This window comes from Caballeronia sp. SEWSISQ10-4 2, assembly GCF_030464885.1.
Classification (GTDB): Bacteria; Pseudomonadota; Gammaproteobacteria; order Burkholderiales; family Burkholderiaceae; genus Caballeronia.
Genome location: NZ_JALPRJ010000018.1, coordinates 1 through 17708, shown reverse-complemented (window position 1 = coordinate 17708; position 17708 = coordinate 1). Strand labels below are relative to the sequence as shown.

Annotated in this window: 12 protein-coding genes and 6 pseudogenes; 3 read left to right on the top strand and 15 right to left on the bottom strand. The window is 58.9% G+C overall.

Translation table 11 applies throughout. The features are described 5' to 3' along the window. Positions 1–66: 66 nt before the first annotated feature. Positions 67–468: pseudogene (locus tag M0D69_RS14290) on the top strand (DDE-type integrase/transposase/recombinase); the annotation flags it as partial. Positions 469–722: 254 nt separating this feature from the next. Then, positions 723–1736 carry a porin gene (locus tag M0D69_RS14285; RefSeq protein WP_301782631.1) on the top strand — a complete coding sequence of 338 codons (1014 nt, stop codon included), beginning with the start codon at positions 723–725 and terminating at the stop codon, positions 1734–1736. Positions 1737–1868: 132 nt separating this feature from the next. Here M0D69_RS14285 and M0D69_RS14280 read toward each other — a convergent pair. The 9 genes and pseudogenes from M0D69_RS14280 to M0D69_RS14240 all read right to left on the bottom strand — a co-directional run. Beyond that, positions 1869–2315: pseudogene (locus M0D69_RS14280) on the bottom strand (DDE-type integrase/transposase/recombinase); the annotation flags it as partial. A gap of 1439 nt (positions 2316–3754) precedes the next feature. After that, positions 3755–4384: an IS5 family transposase gene (locus M0D69_RS14275; RefSeq protein WP_301782630.1), complete on the bottom strand. Its 630-nt coding sequence runs from the start codon at positions 4382–4384 to the stop codon at positions 3755–3757. 178 nt (positions 4385–4562) lie between these two features. Then, positions 4563–4751 (bottom strand): hypothetical protein, encoded by a 189-nt coding sequence (locus tag M0D69_RS14270; protein WP_301782629.1) that lies wholly within the window; start codon positions 4749–4751, stop codon positions 4563–4565. Between the two features lie 86 nt (positions 4752–4837). Then, a pseudogene (locus tag M0D69_RS14265) lies at positions 4838–5248 on the bottom strand (transposase); the annotation flags it as partial. 1014 nt (positions 5249–6262) lie between these two features. After that, positions 6263–6472 (bottom strand): hypothetical protein, encoded by a 210-nt coding sequence (locus M0D69_RS14260; RefSeq protein WP_301782628.1) that lies wholly within the window; start codon positions 6470–6472, stop codon positions 6263–6265. Positions 6473–7208: 736 nt separating this feature from the next. Continuing rightward, a complete protein-coding gene (locus tag M0D69_RS14255) occupies positions 7209–8252 on the bottom strand; it encodes a patatin-like phospholipase family protein (protein ID WP_301782627.1) in 1044 nt (347 codons plus the stop codon). 147 nt (positions 8253–8399) lie between these two features. Continuing rightward, a complete protein-coding gene (locus M0D69_RS14250; protein ID WP_301782626.1) occupies positions 8400–9116 on the bottom strand; it encodes a YceI family protein in 717 nt (238 codons plus the stop codon). A 235-nt stretch (positions 9117–9351) separates the two neighbouring features. Beyond that, positions 9352–9654 (bottom strand): hypothetical protein, encoded by a 303-nt coding sequence (locus M0D69_RS14245; RefSeq protein ID WP_301782724.1) that lies wholly within the window; start codon positions 9652–9654, stop codon positions 9352–9354. 167 nt (positions 9655–9821) lie between these two features. Beyond that, positions 9822–10121, bottom strand: coding sequence for a hypothetical protein (locus M0D69_RS14240; RefSeq protein WP_367619711.1), 300 nt, complete (start codon positions 10119–10121; stop codon positions 9822–9824). Between the two features lie 650 nt (positions 10122–10771). Here M0D69_RS14240 and M0D69_RS14235 point away from each other — a divergent pair. Beyond that, positions 10772–12151, top strand: coding sequence for an IS4 family transposase (locus M0D69_RS14235; protein ID WP_301782625.1), 1380 nt, complete (start codon positions 10772–10774; stop codon positions 12149–12151). A gap of 149 nt (positions 12152–12300) precedes the next feature. Here M0D69_RS14235 and M0D69_RS14230 read toward each other — a convergent pair whose 3' ends face one another. The 6 genes and pseudogenes from M0D69_RS14230 to M0D69_RS14205 all read right to left on the bottom strand — a co-directional run bounded on the left by M0D69_RS14230 (position 12301) and on the right by M0D69_RS14205 (position 17453). Continuing rightward, positions 12301–13998: an adenylate/guanylate cyclase domain-containing protein gene (locus tag M0D69_RS14230; RefSeq protein ID WP_301782624.1), complete on the bottom strand. Its 1698-nt coding sequence runs from the start codon at positions 13996–13998 to the stop codon at positions 12301–12303. Positions 13999–14866: 868 nt separating this feature from the next. Next, positions 14867–15312 (bottom strand): annotated as a pseudogene (locus tag M0D69_RS14225) (hypothetical protein). A 28-nt stretch (positions 15313–15340) separates the two neighbouring features. Beyond that, positions 15341–15588 (bottom strand): annotated as a pseudogene (locus tag M0D69_RS14220) (hypothetical protein). A gap of 197 nt (positions 15589–15785) precedes the next feature. Then, a pseudogene (locus M0D69_RS14215) lies at positions 15786–15928 on the bottom strand (IS6 family transposase); the annotation flags it as partial. 200 nt (positions 15929–16128) lie between these two features. Beyond that, positions 16129–16914: an anti-sigma factor gene (locus tag M0D69_RS14210; protein ID WP_301782623.1), complete on the bottom strand. Its 786-nt coding sequence runs from the start codon at positions 16912–16914 to the stop codon at positions 16129–16131. Further along, positions 16914–17453: a sigma-70 family RNA polymerase sigma factor gene (locus M0D69_RS14205; RefSeq protein ID WP_062091395.1), complete on the bottom strand. Its 540-nt coding sequence runs from the start codon at positions 17451–17453 to the stop codon at positions 16914–16916. Before M0D69_RS14205 ends, M0D69_RS14210 begins: the two co-directional genes overlap by 1 nt. Positions 17454–17708 lie beyond the last annotated feature (255 nt).

Here is a 17708-nt window from a genome sequence, read left to right as displayed (position 1 = left end):
TTTTTTCATCGATTCCCTACAATCGGGATTAGGGAGTGTCGCCGAGACAGGAGCGTGTGTGTCGATGTCGATGAACATGGTGCTGAACTCGACGTGCTGGTGCAAAAGCGGCGCGACAAGGCTGCGGCAAAGCGCTTCTTCCGAAGGGTGCTGCGTTCAAACCCGGGGCCACGCAAGATCGTTACTGACCAGCTGCGCAGCTATCCGGCGGCGGAGGCTGACATTCCCGAGCTCGCTCATGTGAAGCACGTATTTGTCAAAGCGGCTGCACGCGTGAACAACCGTGCCGAGAACAGCCACCAGCCGACCCGCAGGCGCGAACGCCAGATGTGCGGCTTTCGTGACGCGCGTCGCACGCAGGCGTTTCTATCATGCTTCGGCCCGATCCGACAGCACTTCGCGTTGCCCAGACATCAGATGAACGCGGCATATTATCGTGCGGTACTCCGGGAACGCTTCGCCGCATGACATGGTTGGACTGTCATTGCCGCAGCCGAGAAAGTAATCTAATAAGGATAACTACGCTTGAGCCACACAGGCAGTGTACGCCCATCAACTTGACAGAGCCTATCCGCAATCAAATGCGTACAAAATCATTCGCCGCGATCTTGATCACGATGTCGTTCGGCCGCACCAGCCGATTCGACACAGCGGCGTAAAGCCGTTCAGGACGCAGCGCGCGAATCTGCGTTCGCGCCGTCGCAGGATCGATGATTTCAGCGATGACATCGCCCGCCTGCACATCCGTGCCGAGTGGATACGGATATCTGAGCAACGCCGGCGGAAAGACGCAGTTCTCGGCGCTGACCGGCACGATCCAGAACAACCGGCTGGGCTTCAGAGGTACTGAAGATCTCGGTGGCGGCACGTCGGCGGTGTTCGTCCTCGAAAATGGCTTTTCGACGCAGACCGGCGCGGCCGGTCAAGGCGGCGCGCTGTTCGGCCGTCAGGCGTTCGTGGGCCTGAGCGACAAGAAGCTGGGCACGCTGACCGCGGGCCTGCAGTACGACATGTTAGGCACGACGCTGTCCCAATACGAAACCTCCACCTACCTGCTTGGGAACTACGCCGACCATCCGTTCGGGAACGATCGCGCCAACAGCTTGCGCGTCGCCAATGCGGTGAAATACCAGTCGCCCGACTGGAATGGGCTGCACTTCGGCGCCGCTTACGCGTTCTCAAATCTCGCGGGGAATATCAACGGCACGGGCCGCTCGTACAGCGCCGGGGTGAACTACACGCGCGGACCGTGGAGCGTCGGCGCAGCTTATGTGGAGGTGGCCGGCACCACGCTGGACATTTCGAGCCTGACCGGCCGGCCCACGGCGACGGTGGTGATTGGCGGGAGCTATCTGCGTTCGATGGGCGTCGGCGCCAGCTACGCGTACTCCCGAGGACTCATCTACGCCATGTACACGCAGGCGCTCTATGCGGGCGTGCGAGGTACGGACGTCGCGAATGGGCTGTTCCGGAACGGCCATCTTGGGTTCACGTACTTTATCCGTCCTGACATCAGCGCCGGCGCCGCTTACGCTCTGACCCAGATCGGCGACATCAAGCTGCATCAAATCAGCACGACGCTCGACTACGCCTTCTCCAAGCGCACTGACGTGTACACGCAGTACATGGTCCAGCACGCGGCGGGAAACAACGCGCATGCGAACTTCATCAATCTGTCCGGTTCGTCAGGCCGGAACCAGATGCTGGTCGACGTCGGGATTCGACACAAGTTCTGACGATCATCCGCTGAACAGGATAAGTCGGACGAACGCTCCATGCCGGGTGCTCGGAGCGTCGTCTGTCGGTTTGCTGAGCCCAGGCGACTTTAGTCGCTCTGGTGCAAATAGCCGGTTCGGCTGAGATGCTTCTTATAAATATGGATACCCTATTGATTGAATGAGGATAGCATTCCAAACGGAGGGCGCTACGGTGTCCTTGAGTCCGAGAACGCAGAGGTCGAACTGCCCCTTGCGAATGCGATGCATCAACTCGATGCCTGAAATCGTGGTCGCGGCACTCCTGAACCGTTTGAAGCCGAGCATCATGTTTGTTCTGGACTTGATGTTTCGATGGTCCTGTTCGATCAGGTTGTTGAGGTACTTCGAGGTCCGGACCTTCGTGTCCTCAGGCAGCAGGCCATCGGCCTTCATCTCACCCGCCGCCCGGTGCGTGGCAGCATACCCATCCAGTGTGATCGTCTCAGGCGGCTGGTCTTGATGCTTGATGGCCTTGGTGAAAAAGGCTTTAGCCGCAGCCACGTCTCGCTTTGCTCTTAGCATGAAATCCACCGTCTGGCCGGCCCGATCTACCGCCCGGATCAGAACCGGTGATCGGTACATTCAAACGCTTCCGAAACGCGGCCGTCACAATCTCAGGTATCGAGCTAATGCATCGCATTTAAGCCATCTTGCTAATCCGCTTATCGCGCGTCAACCATCTTTTTTTAGCCGCGAATAGCTTCCCGGAACACCACGGAACGCACTGGACATTATCGGAACGACACACTTTTTGTGCCCTGTCGTAGCGATGCAACGGCTTTCCCTTACGCATTTCTATCGGCCGGGATTGCGTATGGAATACGACACTGCCCAGCAACTGTTGCGGCGCAAGTCCGAGGACAGCCCGCACCACGACTTGTCCGGGAAGTGGTCTGTTTCGTTTTGTTATCTCTCCCGGGACGGGTGACCACGACGCATCCGAAAGCGCCCTGTGTCACTTCCTCGCATTCCGATACGCCTCCCCGCGTCGATTTTCTTGGCGCGCGACGCGGCCAGTTTATTCTTCCATCTTCACGATATCGCGCAAGGTGCGTAGCCGGTGGCCTCACCCTGTCCACATCTGACACTGCCGCGATGCTTCGGTGTTTGTTTTTCTATTCGTCCGAGATACGTATTTTATTTATCCGCGAAGCGCATCCTTTGTTCACGCGCTACGCTTTTTCTACTCGCTGGACGACGCACAGGTAACGGACACGATCCGCACCTCCGGCGACTAGGAGACGCCGAGCGCTTTCACGTTTTCTGTCGCCTTTGCACCGCGTTCGCACTCGGTTCACACACCGGTTTCACTGGACTGCTCGCTCAATTTTTCTGCAAACACATTTTTGCTCACGGGATTTAACTGACGGGGTTGTAAAGCGCACTGAAATCGAGGTATTGCAGGATAGGCTACCGCCGGTTTTGGGCACCATGCCGCGGTGAGCGCATCGCATACGGTTTTGGCTTACCGTGAAGACGCCATGTTGACGCCACCGGATCGAGGGGGAAACTAGATCGGCGTGAGCAAGTTGTCGGCCGAATGTCGCGATTGGTCAAACTGGGGCTCCGCCCTCCTCGGCTAACGCCCACCGAATCGTGACCTAATGAGAGGTCGTAGGAGACTACGATTCGTACCAGATCAAAGACGATGTCGAGGCCAGATTGAAATGTCGTAGTACGACATTTCAACTTTGCTCCTACAGACGAAAAATTGGCAATTCCTTTTATGTCAAGTAATGCGAAATGGCAGTGTACAGCATGACGGGCTCTGGTGATGGCCGCTGTCCCACAGCCTTGAGTGACAAAACGTATTGGTTGCTGCGCAGTCGCAGAGGCTGAATTGATGGCTGTCGATCCTAGATCAACCACCCTATACGGTAAGGCGAGATCGGTTGGCCAGTGACAAAAGCCGACCTGGAGTTCGAGCGCTTGAGCATATGAGCGGCGTTGTTGCATAAATTGAATTTGAGGGCAAAGGTGGTCCTTTGATGCTGAATTCAGGCAATGCGAACGGAGTGCGGACGAGCGAGAGCCATCATGCGGTTGAGCACGCCCACGCGGATCGCGACTTCGGTTGTCTGCGAGCCGATGCGTCGCGCCCACAGGCGATTTCCCGTTAGCGTCTTGAGCCGGTACATCAGGTTTTCGACGAGCGAGCGGCGGTGGTAGCCACTGTATTTCTTCCATTCCGGGCGACCGGATTTCGAGATCGCGTCGATGGCCTCGTCGCGCCAGCCTGCGCCAGGCGTGTTCTCCAGCCAGGGCATCGCGCCTTCGCGCGGCGGAATCGAGGGTTGAGCACCGCGCGCAGCGATCACCGCATGGGCCTGCTTCGTGTCGTACGCGCCATCGCCGCCGACGATTTCGAGCGGGACGTCAGCCGGAATCTGGTCGAGCAGTTCGGGCAACACGCTGGCGTCGTCGACATCCTGATGTGTCATCAACGCCGCGCATATCTGACCGGTCTTCGCATCCATTGCCAGATGCACCTTGCGCCAGGTACGGCGCTTCGAGTACCCATGCTTGCGCACCTTCCATTCACCTTCGCCGTTACGCGCAAGAAAAAAACAATGGACATCAGCCGGAGCCTTGAAAATGCTGGTATCAGCAGTCTGCGGAGTGTCCATCAGATCAGCCCAAAAAGTGGACAGAACGACCGTCGGAGTGTCCATCTTTCGCCACAGGTTTCGCATGGTCGGAAGCCCGATAAAGCCGAGCGTCCGACCATGCTAGAGCGTGTCAACCCATCGCGCGTCAAGGGTTCACTTCGCCGGGCTTCGCCCGCCCTTGACCCGTTCAGTGGTGTCACAGAACCACGATCGAATTTGATGCGTCACTACGCCGCCTGCCGGTATCGGGGTCTGCGAGCGGGACTGTGTGATAGATAGTGCCGCCCTCGTGCGTGGTGATGCTGACCGGCGTCGCGCCGGGTGTGTGGCGATCAACGACCTCGGTCAGCGGCAGTTGCCGGATGGTCGTTCGTCTTGCTGTCATTGAGCAGATCCTCTGCTGTGTTTGTAGGGGTGTCCGCTTTAACACAGCCTGCGAGTATCAGGAAATGGCTCTTCACTTGCGCATACGCCGTACCGCTTGAGGCCGGTGCTGTCGACGACCAGATGCAGGGGCTCACCGTTGCGCAGAGCGGGCAGGACCACCTCCAGCTTCTGCGCGCGGCGGTTCATCGTTGTGTAATTGGGCACCGGCAAACCGGAGAAAGCGAGGTCACGCTGGCTTTGCGCGAAACCCTGAAGCGCTCGCAACGGCAGGCGGAAAACCTGCTTGAGCCCAAGCAGCATCTGGATTGCGGCGTCTGCATAGAAGCATGGCCGGCCACGCTTGCGCGCCCCGGATGCAGCCGTGTTCGTCAATACGCCCTCGTCGATCCACATCGTCACATCCCCTCGTGCAATCGGGCCCGCGTTGTATGCCGGCCAATTCCTGACGCGGTACACGCCCTTCGGCTCGCTCGTCTTGCGTTCGTCCTTGCGCATCTTCGCGCCCAAAAGGCGAGAATCTACGCAGTCCGACACGAAGTTAACAGCGGTACCGTCCTGACTGTTGCGCGTAAACGTCAGCCCGACTCTCTGCAGACGGATTTATGCAACAACGCCCATATGAGCTGTGGCGGCCGAGCGTCCGCACCTCTAACCGTGAGCATGCAACCAGCTTTTTCTCGGGCGTGCGCGCATCCGCTTCGAACAGCACGCTGCGACCGTCGGCGGTGGCGTCCAGAGTACACGGCGCGGCAGGGTGACGCCGGCATTGGTGTGCGGCAATCGCAGCGCAACGGGTGCCGCTGGCGACCGCTTTGTCAAGACTAGTCGGCGTCATGGCAGGAATTCAGCGACCGCGCCTGTAAAAGCTCACCGCTCGAGCACGCTCGATACTCTCGATACCAAAATTGCGCAGGTCCGACCCACGTTGGCGCGTACGCCATCCCGCGGTGCCCCCATAAGGTACGCTGCGGAGTACTCGAATCACTTAAAAATTGGACGAGCGGCAGGCCGGACCAGGAAGTCAATCTGGCTGTGGCGCTCAGTAGCCGCCTGCACTGCTGCTGGTGCCGGACGCACCCATGCCACTCTCCGATGAACAGGCCGTTACCAGCGACGAAAATGCAAGCGTTAAGACGACGCACAGAGCGCAAAGGATGCGGGACTTATTCATTCTAGACTCCTGCTGGAATGGGGTTCGGATGCACGGCACCTTCCGTCGCAAGGCTCACCCCGAAGGTTAAGGTCGATATGGCAAGCGCCGCACATTCAGCACTGCCATACAGACATAACTCTCGCGAGCAGCGGTATATTCCCCGGATTTACGCTTTTCTTAGCTCAGCCCCGCAGATGAGCGCGCCGTCGAGGGCAACGTGAGCTAGCACCCGTAAGAGCGGCCAAACATGACCATCTGGATAGCGGTGCACCCATCAGAAGCTCACTCTCTGACCGACGACGATCGGCGCATACAACCCGTGCGACCGCCATTTGCGGCGCGAACCAATTTGTACTTCAACCCGCTGTCATGCCAAGACGACGCAGTAGTTCCGCCCCTGCCGGCGTCAGCCGAAATCTGCCATCGTCGAAAGCCGTAGACACGATTTCGACGAGGCTCGCTTCTTGAAGAGCGATCGCATCTGGATCACCAGGCGCGACCTGGTTGGGCGCATCGAGCAGTAGAAACAGAATGGCGATCTCATGGTGACTCAGCAGCGATTTCATCATCGACCTCAGGCATACACGAGTACTGGACAGGGAGCGCATCGGCGCGACGAACAACTTGGGTTTCGAATGACTTACATGTTGCGACGAATCCGACGTGGTTCGCGCCAGAACTCTGTGATCGGCTTGACGGAACCCGTCTAACTACGGGGCGCTGGGCCATCTGGCGCCGTCGTTGCCATTCGGTGAACGAGGTGTTGCGCCCCAATCGCGAGCATCCATCCGAGCGCATTGTCGCCATGGAAACCGTCGAAGAAACGGACTCGCGGAGAAAGGTGTCCTGGACCAGATTTTTGGCATCCCTAACGCCCTGCGTCCACCGGTGCGCGAGGTCGGATGCTGCCTCGATATGCGGCTGGGGTGAGTTCTCTTTGCTGGTGGACTTGCTCTCGAGCATCGCGGTGCTCTCCCGTCTTCAGGCTCGCGCCGGGTTGGCGCATTTCGTTCATGCACCGCGAATTTGCAGGTGGACCATCTGCTTGATCGCTGGCATGCTCTCTTGGCCTTTACCGAAGTCGCTCGCATTTTATTCCAGCTTCGAACCGAAAAAATGGATGGAATAACGCTGCCCTGACGATGGTTCTAAGGTTGGATCTCACGCGAGTTGAAGTGCACGCAGCGGTCTCCATAGCGATTTGCGCATCGAGCAAGGCTTCGCCTCCGCGCGGCGCATGTACAAGCGTGGCAAGCGCATGGAAAACGGCACATTCGCACTCCTTCAATCACGGTCTTTTGCCTAAAGAAACTGCTGCCTGACGTCAACGCTCGATCGCTGGCCGATGTGGTCGTAATTTTCATCGAGCCATGCTCTGGCCTCGGTCCGTCCCTTGTCACGCAACGAGCAGAGGAAGTCCCAGTCGGCGTTGTACTTGCTCGACACACCGAGTGCGGCCATTGTCTGGTCGGACCGAATCGAGTGGATCAACATTTCCTTCATCTCGCCGAGCTCAACCTTGCCTTGCTGGATCAGCGTCGTGACGAAGGCGATTGCGCGCATCTCACGCATCAGTGACGAATTGAAACTCACTTCGTTGATGCGGTTGAGGATGTCGGCCGCTTTGGTCGGTACGCCGGGGCGCACAATCGGATTGATGTGGACAATCACCACATCGTGTGTTCTGCAGTTATAGATCAACGGGAAAATTGCCGGGTTACCAACATAGCCTCCGTCCCAGTAATATTCGCCGTTGAGCTCTACCGCCTGGAACAGTGTTGGCAGGCAGGCCGAAGCAAGCACCGCCTCTATACACATATCCTGGCCAGAAAAGATGCGTATTCTGCCGGTCTCGACGTTAGTTGCGCATAGATATAGATGTATGGGGCAATGTCTGCGCAGCGCGGCAAAATCGACGTGTTGCTCCAATATCTCGCGCAGCGGGTTCATGTTGCAGGGATTGAATTGGTACGGTGACAAGATGCGAAGAATGATGTCCGCCAGTAAGTATATGGGCGAGTGGTCCAGCCCGAACGTCTGGGTTCCTTTCAACCATGCTATCTTGCCGAAGGGGTTGTAGCTCTCTGCCGATTGTGCAACGGCGCGCCAGAAGTCGTGCAGCGCCTGGCGCGCATTTTCGGAATCACCCTTTAGTAAACCGTAGGCCAGCACGGCGGCATTCATCGCACCTGCACTGGTCGCGCTGACGCCTTCAATTTCAAGCCGGCCGTCCTCCAGCAGTCGGTCGAGCACGCCCCAGGCGAACGCTCCGTGCATCCCGCCGCCTTGCAGTGCGAGTGCGATCGTCTTCTGCCCGCTCGGCCGTTCTCTGTTCTTTGCAGCCATCGAAAGCCTCCTCAATGTCGAGTCCAGCTACGCCCCCGATTACCACCTGTCCCGGCCGTTCTTGCAAGCCCATGATTTGAGACTGCGGATGATGGCTGGATCTGCGTGTTCGCGACGATGCTCTCAGGTGAAAGCGGCAAGATGACCCTAGACTGGACCGTTTGATCCGCTATTGAACGACACGTCCGGCACGCCCGCAGCGCGCTTAGGTCCTGCGAGTGGCCGGACAAATTCCGCCTGAATCCGCACGTGCACGTCATCGCCTACGGCTGGGAACCACGTCGATAGTCCAAAGCTCCCGCGGCTGAAATGGCCTTCTGCCGAGAAGCCGAGCGTATCCCGTTTCGTCAGCGGATCGGGTGCGAAGCCGTTGAACGTCACGTCGAGCGTCACCGGTTGCGTGGTGCCGCGGATCGTCAGATCGCCGGTCAACGTGCCGCGCGCGTCTCCGGTACGTTCGAAACTCGTGCTCACGAAGCGGATCTGCGGATAGCGCGCCACGTCGAACATATCAGCACCTTTGACCAGCTTGTCGAGGAGCGGCACGTTGGTATCCACGCTGGCGGCATCGATGGTCGTCGCGACTGAACTCCTGTTGAGTCCGCCTTCACTCCAGTCGAGTTGTGCTGTCGTGCGATCGAACCGCATCGTGAAGCGCGAATACTTGAAGTGATCGACGTCGAACGTGATGCTCCAGTGGTGCGGATCGAGCTCGTACTGACCCGGCGGCACGCGCGTTTCAGACTGGCTGACGGTATGCGTGACCACCTGGAGCGGCGTGCACGCAACGACCACCGCAACCACCACAATCCACAACCCACGCGCAAGGACCGCGTAGACGGCATGCTTGTTCATGGCTTTCATCCTTGTGCGACCAGCGTCACGATAGCGCTGGCGTCGCGACCGCGACATAAGTGACTATTCCTGCTCGGCGGCACACCGGGCATCGCGTCGAACGTGACTGAGGATGGCGAGTGATCGCTCTACCGATTTGTGCATTGGTACTCCTACTGAATCAAAGACGTCCGCGGACACGCGCGAACGGCTCCTTGATGCCCGCCGAAGCGCTGATGTACCCTGGCGCCATCCGCCTTGCCGCTCAATTCGCCGACTGCGGCCGAACATAAGTCCTTACACCGGCGAGCGGCGATCCGTACCCACCTGACTGCGTATTGTTCGGCAAACCATTGGCGAGTTGCGCCCGCGGATCCATCGGGTTCAGGTTCAGCTCTCCGGCCTGGCGATTACCGTGGGTGGGATACTCGCTGCCGCGTGCAGCCTGCGGCATCAGCCGCAGGCTATTTTCGGGCGCGTTGATATCGTCGTAAGAACTGAGACCTTTCGCCGCGATGCTGCCCGCGGCGATACACAACACCGCCAGCAGAAGTGCCCTCAATGCCATCGACGCTTGCTTCACGCTCACCCTCTCGAAGAATATTTTCATGTCAACGCTCGTTAAGGTATCGAAAGCGTGAGGCCTGCTATCGACTTGGTTAGTCAGAACGACGCTCTGCATAACAAAACAGCCGAGCCGGTTTCCTTATTCCCAACTTCCGTTCGCTGCTTGCTTCATAGCTCGCGCAACATCCGATACGCCTGGGCAGTCGGAACAATGCGCTTGTTGTTTAATTGGTGGCGCTGTTCGCTGTGGCTGCATCCTGTTGCGCCAACTGCTGCTTCATGCGGGCGACCTGCGCCGTGAACATCGGGTTGGCGTCCGGGTACGAGGTTCCGGTAATGCAGTTCAGGCTGTTCTGCTGCGGTTCGATCAGTTCCTGATCGACCTCGGCGCAAGGTCTTGCCTTGAGCAAATGCGCTCGACGACGTGAAAACCGCCAGAGAAATGGCGATCATGGAAAATTTCTTCATTGCAGACTCCTGAGCTTGTTGTGCGATCTGCAATGAATAGACGCTGTTTCCTCGCAGGATATTCCCGCGCCTTCAATAAAAACATTGACCGTCCGTCAAATCAGCTCGGCAGCGGGTCGGGGCGGTATCTGTCACACGTTCTGATCACGTCGTCGCGACGCACGACACGACCGCAGTGATTTGGGGTGGCGCCTGTCGGCAATCAGTGCTGCCCAGGTGCACGACGTGGCGAACCCAGTTCCCCGCGCCGCGTGCTCGAACTCGATTCGCTGCGTGCCTTCGTTTCGGTCGATCCTAAGTCACCACGATCGTGCCGTTCCCGTCCTCATGTCACGCGCCGCAGCAGACGTTGCACAGGAAAGTAGCTCGCCTGTCCTGTTCGGCGTGAAGCTCACCCGCGATACGGCACCGGGAACGATGCCCCTGCACGCATGGAAGTTTGGGGCGTTAAAACCCGTCGGAACATCGAGCAAGGTCAGTTCGATCACGACAGGCTGCCCCTTCTTGGCGTAGTTCCGTCCCCTCCCCTCCAAGGCTGACGATTACCCACATCTCAGATCTGCATGGAGATGAGGTTGCTTTGCCGTGCTTGTGAACTGCGCACGGCGATGTTAACTTTCGCATCGGTGGCTCTTTGCGGTGGGAAACCGATGACGGATGTGGATGATGTGGACGACTGGGCAAACGACGAATTTGGCGCGGCTAATCTGGGCGATGCGCGTCTGACGCAGCGTCTGGTTACGCTGGCGCGCCAGCTGTCGCAGAGCCCGCAGTGCTCGTTCCCGCAGTCGCTTGATGGCCCTGGGCTCAAGGCCGCGTACCGCTTCTTCGACAACCGGAAGGTTGATCCTGACGGGGTGCTCGCTGCGCATATCGGTCAAACGCTTGGCCGCATGCAACAGATGCCCGTCGTACTGGCCGTGCAGGACACGACCGAATTCAATCTGTCGCATCTTTGCGCGACCGAAGGAATGGGCCATGGCACTGGTAACAATCTGCGTGGTTTCATGATGCACAGTCTGCTTGCGGTAGCGCCCGAGGGCTTACCTCTGGGCGTGCTGGGCATGAAGACCTGGGTACGACCACCTGATGAGTACGGCAAGGGACGACAGCGCCGGCACAAGCCCATCCGCGAGAAGGAGAGTGTGAAATGGCTCGAGGGCCTCGAACATCTTGCTGCACTAAAGACGCGCTGTCCGGATACACACATCGTCGCTGTAAGTGATCGTGAAAGCGACGTCTACGACGTGTTCATAGCCGAGCGGCCAACTGGTGTGGACTGGCTGGTCCGTGCGTCGTGGAACCGTAGTGTCGATCACCCAGAAAAATATCTGTGGGAAGCTATTGCGGTGGCACCCGTGTTGGGCGAGACGCAACTTCAGTTGCCTGCCACTGGTGCGAGATCGGCGCGTACCGCCCGGCTGATGCTGCGCTGTGCGCCGGTGCGGCTGCGTGCGCCCGGTCACCGTCGCCGCGACAGGCTTGTGGATGCTGAAGTCTTCGTGATCCATGCGCTGGAGACCGATGTCACCGAAGGCGTCGAGCCTCTCGAATGGCTGCTGCTGAGCTCGGTGCCCACGCACACGTGTGAAGAAGCGCTTGAACGCCTGGCGTGGTACGCACGCCGATGGACGATCGAATCGTGGCATCGGGTCCTGAAGAGCGGCTGTCGCGTCGAGGCGCGCCAATTCGCCAACCTCGATCGCTTTGTGCGCGCCACTGCATTGTTTGCGGTGATCGGCTGGCGCATCATGTACGCGACGTTGCTCGCCCGCCTTGATAGCGATTTGCCATGTGACGTGTTGCTGCAGCCGATCGAGTGGCATGCGTTGTACTGCCGCACGCACAACACAACCAAACTGCCTGCCCAACCTCCGTCGCTGGCCCAGGCTGTGCTATGGATCGCCAGGCTCGGTGGCTATCTGAATCGCAAACACGACCGCCCACCCGGACCCACTGTCATGTGGCGCGGCTTTCTTGCCCTGCATGAAATTACCCAGATGTATCGGGTATTCAGACAAGACGGATGACTCCTACTTGTGGGTAAACGTCAGCCTCCAAGGAGATCGACATCCTCAGCATCAAGAGTCAGCAACGCGCAGCCGTTTGGCGCCAACTCGCGGTAGACACTCCCCCTTTTTCGCTGCGTGCGCTGAGTGCCGAGCAATATCTCAAAGTGTCAGGCTCGAGGCATCTGTACCGCCTTGGACAGCACACGGACGGACACCGGGTCATTGTGGCCTCGCAGACGTGCAGCAAGCTGCGGCAGGCCTGAGGCCGAAACGCCAGCATTCTGGAACACCTGTTCCGAGATGATAGCCTCGCAACCGATCTCTCTTGTCAACTGCTCAAGTCGCGAGGCCACGTTCAAAGGGTCGCCAATCGCCGTGAACGTCACATGCTCGCGAAACCCAATCTCACCCATTACGGCCCGGCCGCAATGCAATCCAATGCCAAACCGGATTGGCGCTTGCAGCTGTTGCTCGAGCGCAGCGTTGAGTTCGTCAATATTGGCTGCCACCAGCGGCACCGCGCTGAGCGCCTGGCGACAAGCGGCGGCCGGCTCGCTGCGTAAGCCAAAGATCGCGAGCACAGCGTCGCCCAGGAACTGGTTTGGCAGGCCACCCGCCTGGACCACTGCGGCGCAGACCGCACTCAGGAAGCGACTGACCACGAATATGCTGTCGAACGGTAATTGTGCCGCAGCAAGCTGTGTGGAATTGCGCATATCCACAAACATGAAGGCCGCGAATCGCTCTTGCGGCATGACGTCCCGCTGGCGCCGTTGCAAGAAAGCCGTGGATGCGCCCGGCGGCACCAGTGGCCACACGGAGAGATCATGGATCGGCCGCAACTGGCAGGCAAGGCGCACGGTCTGTGAGTCAGCTCCCAGCCGCTCCAGAACACGCCGCTCCGCCTCGGCCGGCGCGGGCAGCGCTACATTGCTGAGCACGCGCACCCGGCACAACGTGCATCGGGCGCGGCCACCGCACGTGCTAGCATGGGCAATGCCGGCCATGCGGCTAGCCTCTAGCACCGAAAATCCGAGCGGCGCGAATACCTTTCGCCCGTCTGGATACACAATGCAGAGCCGCCCGACGCGGCGCTCCCGCACCGTGCGCACCAGCCGCGCTGCGAGTACCAGCAGCAGCGCACCACCATCGAAGAGCAAAAAGTCGTTGCGCAGATCGGCGAGCCAGAGATTTTGCAATCCCGTCCCGATGATCGTCGGCCGAGTCGCCGCGGCGCGCCAGACGGGATCCTGCGCAAGCGCGATCACTTCCCGTCCGCCCTGCAAGAAGCCTAGCAGCGCGAGCACCGGGAGCAGCACCGCGACACTCAGCAGCACGCTCCGCCACGCTCCAAACCACGGTTTCAACCGCAACCAGAACCAGATGCCGAAACATCCATGCAGCCACGCGACCACCAACAGCATCAGCTGCGCACGGCCAAAGAACGGCGAAGCGATCCAGAACGAGTACAGCAACTGCGCGTAACCCTTGTTCAGGCCGAACTCGGCAAACGCGACCCGCGTATTCGCGAGATGGTTGGCTAGCAAGGGCGGTATGCATAAGCCGAGGACGAGCTGCGACACCTCACCCGGATTCCAATGCACGGAGCGCCGCTCGTACAGAGCCCACAGACCCAGGAAGAAATGCGTCACCAGCGCGCAGTACAGCACGCCCGTTCCAAGCCATCCCTGCCAGATGAACTTCTGCACAAGCAGATCGCGCTCCATCCAGGCGAGTGAGATATTCCCCAGCGAGTGATTCAGGAGGTGCGTGCCTACGTAGGTGAACAGCACCAACCCGGTGGTCAGCCGGACCGATCGCACTCCCGCCGGCCGCAACCTCCGAAAACTGGGAAAGCGCGACATGCTCTACCCTCCCCCTCTCGATCAGACATCGGCAATTTGTCGAGTGGCACAAGCCGGGTATTCGACGGCCCGGCACCAGCATGTGGAATACATTTTCCTGCTTCCCCGACGCGGCGTGCTTGCGGCGGTTTCCGAGGCGGCTAGTCGGTCGTTGAATATCACCCGGCCACGCTTGTCGTCGCGCGGCCCGACCTGGTCCATGAGCCTCGCAACCATTTTTCTGGTCGAGAGCATATGGCGGTGTATGTCCAGAGTGAGTCCGTCGCCTACTACGAAAGCAAGGTAGCAAGGTTACCGGGAAGCTGTCAGCGGACCTGATGTTGAAGTTTGTTAATTTTGCTAGCGCGGTGGCATGCTGCCTTCACACGCCACTTTACGCGACTACGCGTTAAACGCCTTTTCCCGACGGCCTGTCGCGCAGGCCCCAAACAGGCCACATTCAATCCGTTCGGACCACCATCGCTATTTGTGCGTCATAGTTACCAGCGCGGCTGACCATCCGAAGCATTAGCGGAATTAAAGGGCACGTACAACGCGCTAGCAAAATTAATGAACAATCGGCCGTGCGACCGTCACTGAAACGCAATACGCCAGAATGCTGCGTTTGTTGGCTGACGGCTTTATTTGTCGGTGGTCTTCGGGGTCTTTTAGCTAGCATGACCAAGGAATACTGCTAACAGAATTGGCGAATTTCGTCAGATGCTGCTGCGCTGCCGAGCTTATCAGGGTGCGGCCTAGCTCTCCTGGATGAGGGACGTTATCCCTATCATATGATCGCCACTCGACCTGCTGTTCTTGTCGCGCCGGACCCTTTTCTCCGAGGGGCAATCGTGCTACGGGCAGTCCCTGCTCGCACACTTTCCTCGGGTCAAGAGGCGATGCGCCAGATCGCCGAAGTCACTCGCTCGGTATTCAAGCCGAACTGTCTAGCGATGGAAATCAGACGTTCCTGCCATTCCCTCGTGCCAAACACGTCGTGGACGTTCTGCAGGCAACTCAGCAAAGCGATCGTTGTCGGGTCATACACATTGATGTGCGCGCGCAGTAGAGCCTTTTTCAACGCTGCGACCCCGGCATCCATATAAGCGGGAATCTCGTTCGACGCCTTCGCGAGAAATCGAACGGGCACCCCCTCCATCGTCGTGCTGTAATCGCGCGGCTGGATCAGGCGACCCACAGGGCACCGCCGAGGTAACCGCAGTAGGCGCCACCGCCGCGCTGTAACAGACCCGCCCGACCCTGCTGCTGCAAGTGCATAGCAGCGCGGTCAAAGATTTCCTGGTGGCTCAGGAAAGCTGTCGTTTCCGTTTTCATCTGATGCTCCTTCTGCCTTATAGCCCTCTTACGCTGCAAGCCGATAACCCGTCATTGCCGGCCGCGCGATCGCAGGCGAAAACACACACCACGAACCGTCGTCGTGCCGAAAGAAAAAATTGCACGCGAACCGGTCGCAGCCGAGGCCTCAATGCGCACATAGCGTCTCTTGTGTAAGCCCATTCGACCAGATTGGACTACGCGGATCCGCATCGTCGGAGTGGGCGCGAGCCATTTTTCTACCAGGAAACGCAGGGACTTCTCGGCGATGTTCATGCTCATCTTCTTCCACTTCGGCCTCACTATTCACGCCGGTGGGCTGGTCACTAGCCGTATGCCAGAACTTGTCAACCGTGCGGCGTACACTGAGGAAACCACAGCAGTGTCCGTCTTATTCCCGACTCGCACCCTTTTTGGTAGCTTGTCGCACCAGCGCCGAATTGGTTCATCCCTACGGGACTTCCTTCGGGGCCGTAGCTGACGACATCGCCGCGGCCGAACAGCAACTCTTCGATGTCGCGCAAGCTCAACTGAAAGTGGAATACCAGCGCACGGCGCAACTGATGACCGCTGCCGGGAAGCGGTGGCCGTGATAAAGCGATTTCGATTTCTTCATCACGCGATCTTACGTAACAGGCCCACCAACGTGGAAAAGCCGGTGAGCATGCTCGCCACACGCGAGATGGTCCGCCGCAAGCAGCAGGCTATCTCAAGACAGCACGAGCTGAGGATGTGAGTAAAGCTTGTGGTATTCCTTGCCCTGATTGTGTCTAATGCAACGCGGCAGGGAACCGTGCGCCTACCGCATTGCGACGGCTAGGATGCGGCATGCGCACGCAGATCCACGATGAAGTTGTTCAACTCGTTGTCGCCGGCATCGGTAATCGCCCAGTAGTTCATCCCTGCAGCACTCCAGTGGGCGAGGTGATAGCCCTGCTGCTCGTATATGTGAGGCGTGGCGCCCGCGTCGCTACCCGGCCATACATAAAGATTGATCGGGTGCAGCTTGTAGCGATAGACCATCACAGCTACTGACCGCCCATTCAGGTAGTCCAACCGACCGCCGACCAGCGGATACCCCTGCTGCGCAAGATCAACCACGGGCGGGGTATAGTCCAGTTTGCCATTGAACCAGGGCTTGACAGTATGCTTGTCGGTTGAAATCACATCGGAGAGGTGATTGAACTGCAGCGAACGGATATGGTTATCCACGAGCTCCTGAGTCAGGCGCGTCTCGCTCGATGGCACCGAGAAGTACAACCCCGCGCTCCAGCTCAAGGCGACCACACTCATCACCATCGCGCCAACCGGAGCCCAGCCCAACGATCCACCACCGCTCCATTGACCAAATCGGTCGCCCAGCCGCTGCCAGAGCGAGCGCCGGCCTGGCAACGCAGCCTTGATACGTTTCACCAGCTCCGCCGGCGCCTCTACGCGCAAATGAGCCTGTCTGAGCTGCACGCTGACTTGACGCTGCTCCTCGTAGGCCCGCTGACACTCTTCGCAGCCGGAAAGATGGCGCTCGAACTCGAGCGCCTCGGACAGGCTCAGTTCCTGGTCGATATAGCCTGGCAGTAGTTCAAACGACTGTTCGTGGTCCATCACGCCTCCTGATCCGTCGGTGCCAGCAGCGCCGCGAGTTGCTGGCGTCCGCGCCCGAGGCGAGACATCACCGTGCCCATCGGGATGCCCACGATGGCGGCGATTTCCTTATACGACAATTCTTCAAGCTCCCTCAGCACGACCACCTCCCGGTATTCCAGCCGCAAACTCTGCAGCGCCTTATGCACCCGCTTCTGGCTCTGGCTGCGTATGAGCATCGCCTCAGGGCTGTCGTCGTGTTCCGCGGTACTCGTCTCAAGGCTATGCATATCTTCCTCGAACTCCGTGGTGTCCGCCGCGTGGCCGCGGTTCTGCTGGTGCCACGTGTAGAAGGTGTTGCGCACGATACTCAATAGCCAGGCGCGGGCATCCTCGCCGCGGAATCCGCCAAAAAATCTGAACGCGCGAAGGTACGCCTCCTGTACGACGTCCTGGGCATCCTGATCGTTATGCGTCAGCCATCGCGCAACATTGAAGGCCGAATTCATATGAGGTAACACGAGCTTCTCAAAGCGCTGCGCGTTGACTGGATCGGCCATTGTCAAATTCCTGCAGTATCCGCAATCCGTGACCGACAGTTAATAGACCGCCGGCATGCCATTTTTATTCCCGGACCCATCGCCACAAACAGATCCCAAGTTGCTCAGGCATAACAAGCACCGGTCAAGTGATCCGTAGACCTATGCGGAGAACACTTTCAACACGCGTAATCTCATCAGCCTGGCCGGACTTGGCTAGGCCGAACTTTGACTCGATCACAAACATAAGCCATTGATTTCACGCTGTTATGCGTG

What these genes read in the sequence shown, in the direction of transcription:
- M0D69_RS14285 (WP_301782631.1), top strand. Translation starts at nt 723, where the DNA reads ATGACATCGCCCGCCTGCACATCCGTGCCGAGTGGATACGGATATCTG.
- M0D69_RS14275 (WP_301782630.1), bottom strand. Translation starts at nt 4,384, where the DNA reads ATGGACACTCCGCAGACTGCTGATACCAGCATTTTCAAGGCTCCGGCT.
- M0D69_RS14270 (WP_301782629.1), bottom strand. Translation starts at nt 4,751, where the DNA reads ATGACAGCAAGACGAACGACCATCCGGCAACTGCCGCTGACCGAGGTC.
- M0D69_RS14260 (WP_301782628.1), bottom strand. Translation starts at nt 6,472, where the DNA reads ATGAAATCGCTGCTGAGTCACCATGAGATCGCCATTCTGTTTCTACTG.
- M0D69_RS14255 (WP_301782627.1), bottom strand. Translation starts at nt 8,252, where the DNA reads ATGGCTGCAAAGAACAGAGAACGGCCGAGCGGGCAGAAGACGATCGCA.
- M0D69_RS14250 (WP_301782626.1), bottom strand. Translation starts at nt 9,116, where the DNA reads ATGAAAGCCATGAACAAGCATGCCGTCTACGCGGTCCTTGCGCGTGGG.
- M0D69_RS14245 (WP_301782724.1), bottom strand. Translation starts at nt 9,654, where the DNA reads ATGGCATTGAGGGCACTTCTGCTGGCGGTGTTGTGTATCGCCGCGGGC.
- M0D69_RS14240 (WP_367619711.1), bottom strand. Translation starts at nt 10,121, where the DNA reads ATGAAGAAATTTTCCATGATCGCCATTTCTCTGGCGGTTTTCACGTCG.
- M0D69_RS14235 (WP_301782625.1), top strand. Translation starts at nt 10,772, where the DNA reads ATGACGGATGTGGATGATGTGGACGACTGGGCAAACGACGAATTTGGC.
- M0D69_RS14230 (WP_301782624.1), bottom strand. Translation starts at nt 13,998, where the DNA reads ATGTCGCGCTTTCCCAGTTTTCGGAGGTTGCGGCCGGCGGGAGTGCGA.
- M0D69_RS14210 (WP_301782623.1), bottom strand. Translation starts at nt 16,914, where the DNA reads ATGGACCACGAACAGTCGTTTGAACTACTGCCAGGCTATATCGACCAG.
- M0D69_RS14205 (WP_062091395.1), bottom strand. Translation starts at nt 17,453, where the DNA reads ATGGCCGATCCAGTCAACGCGCAGCGCTTTGAGAAGCTCGTGTTACCT.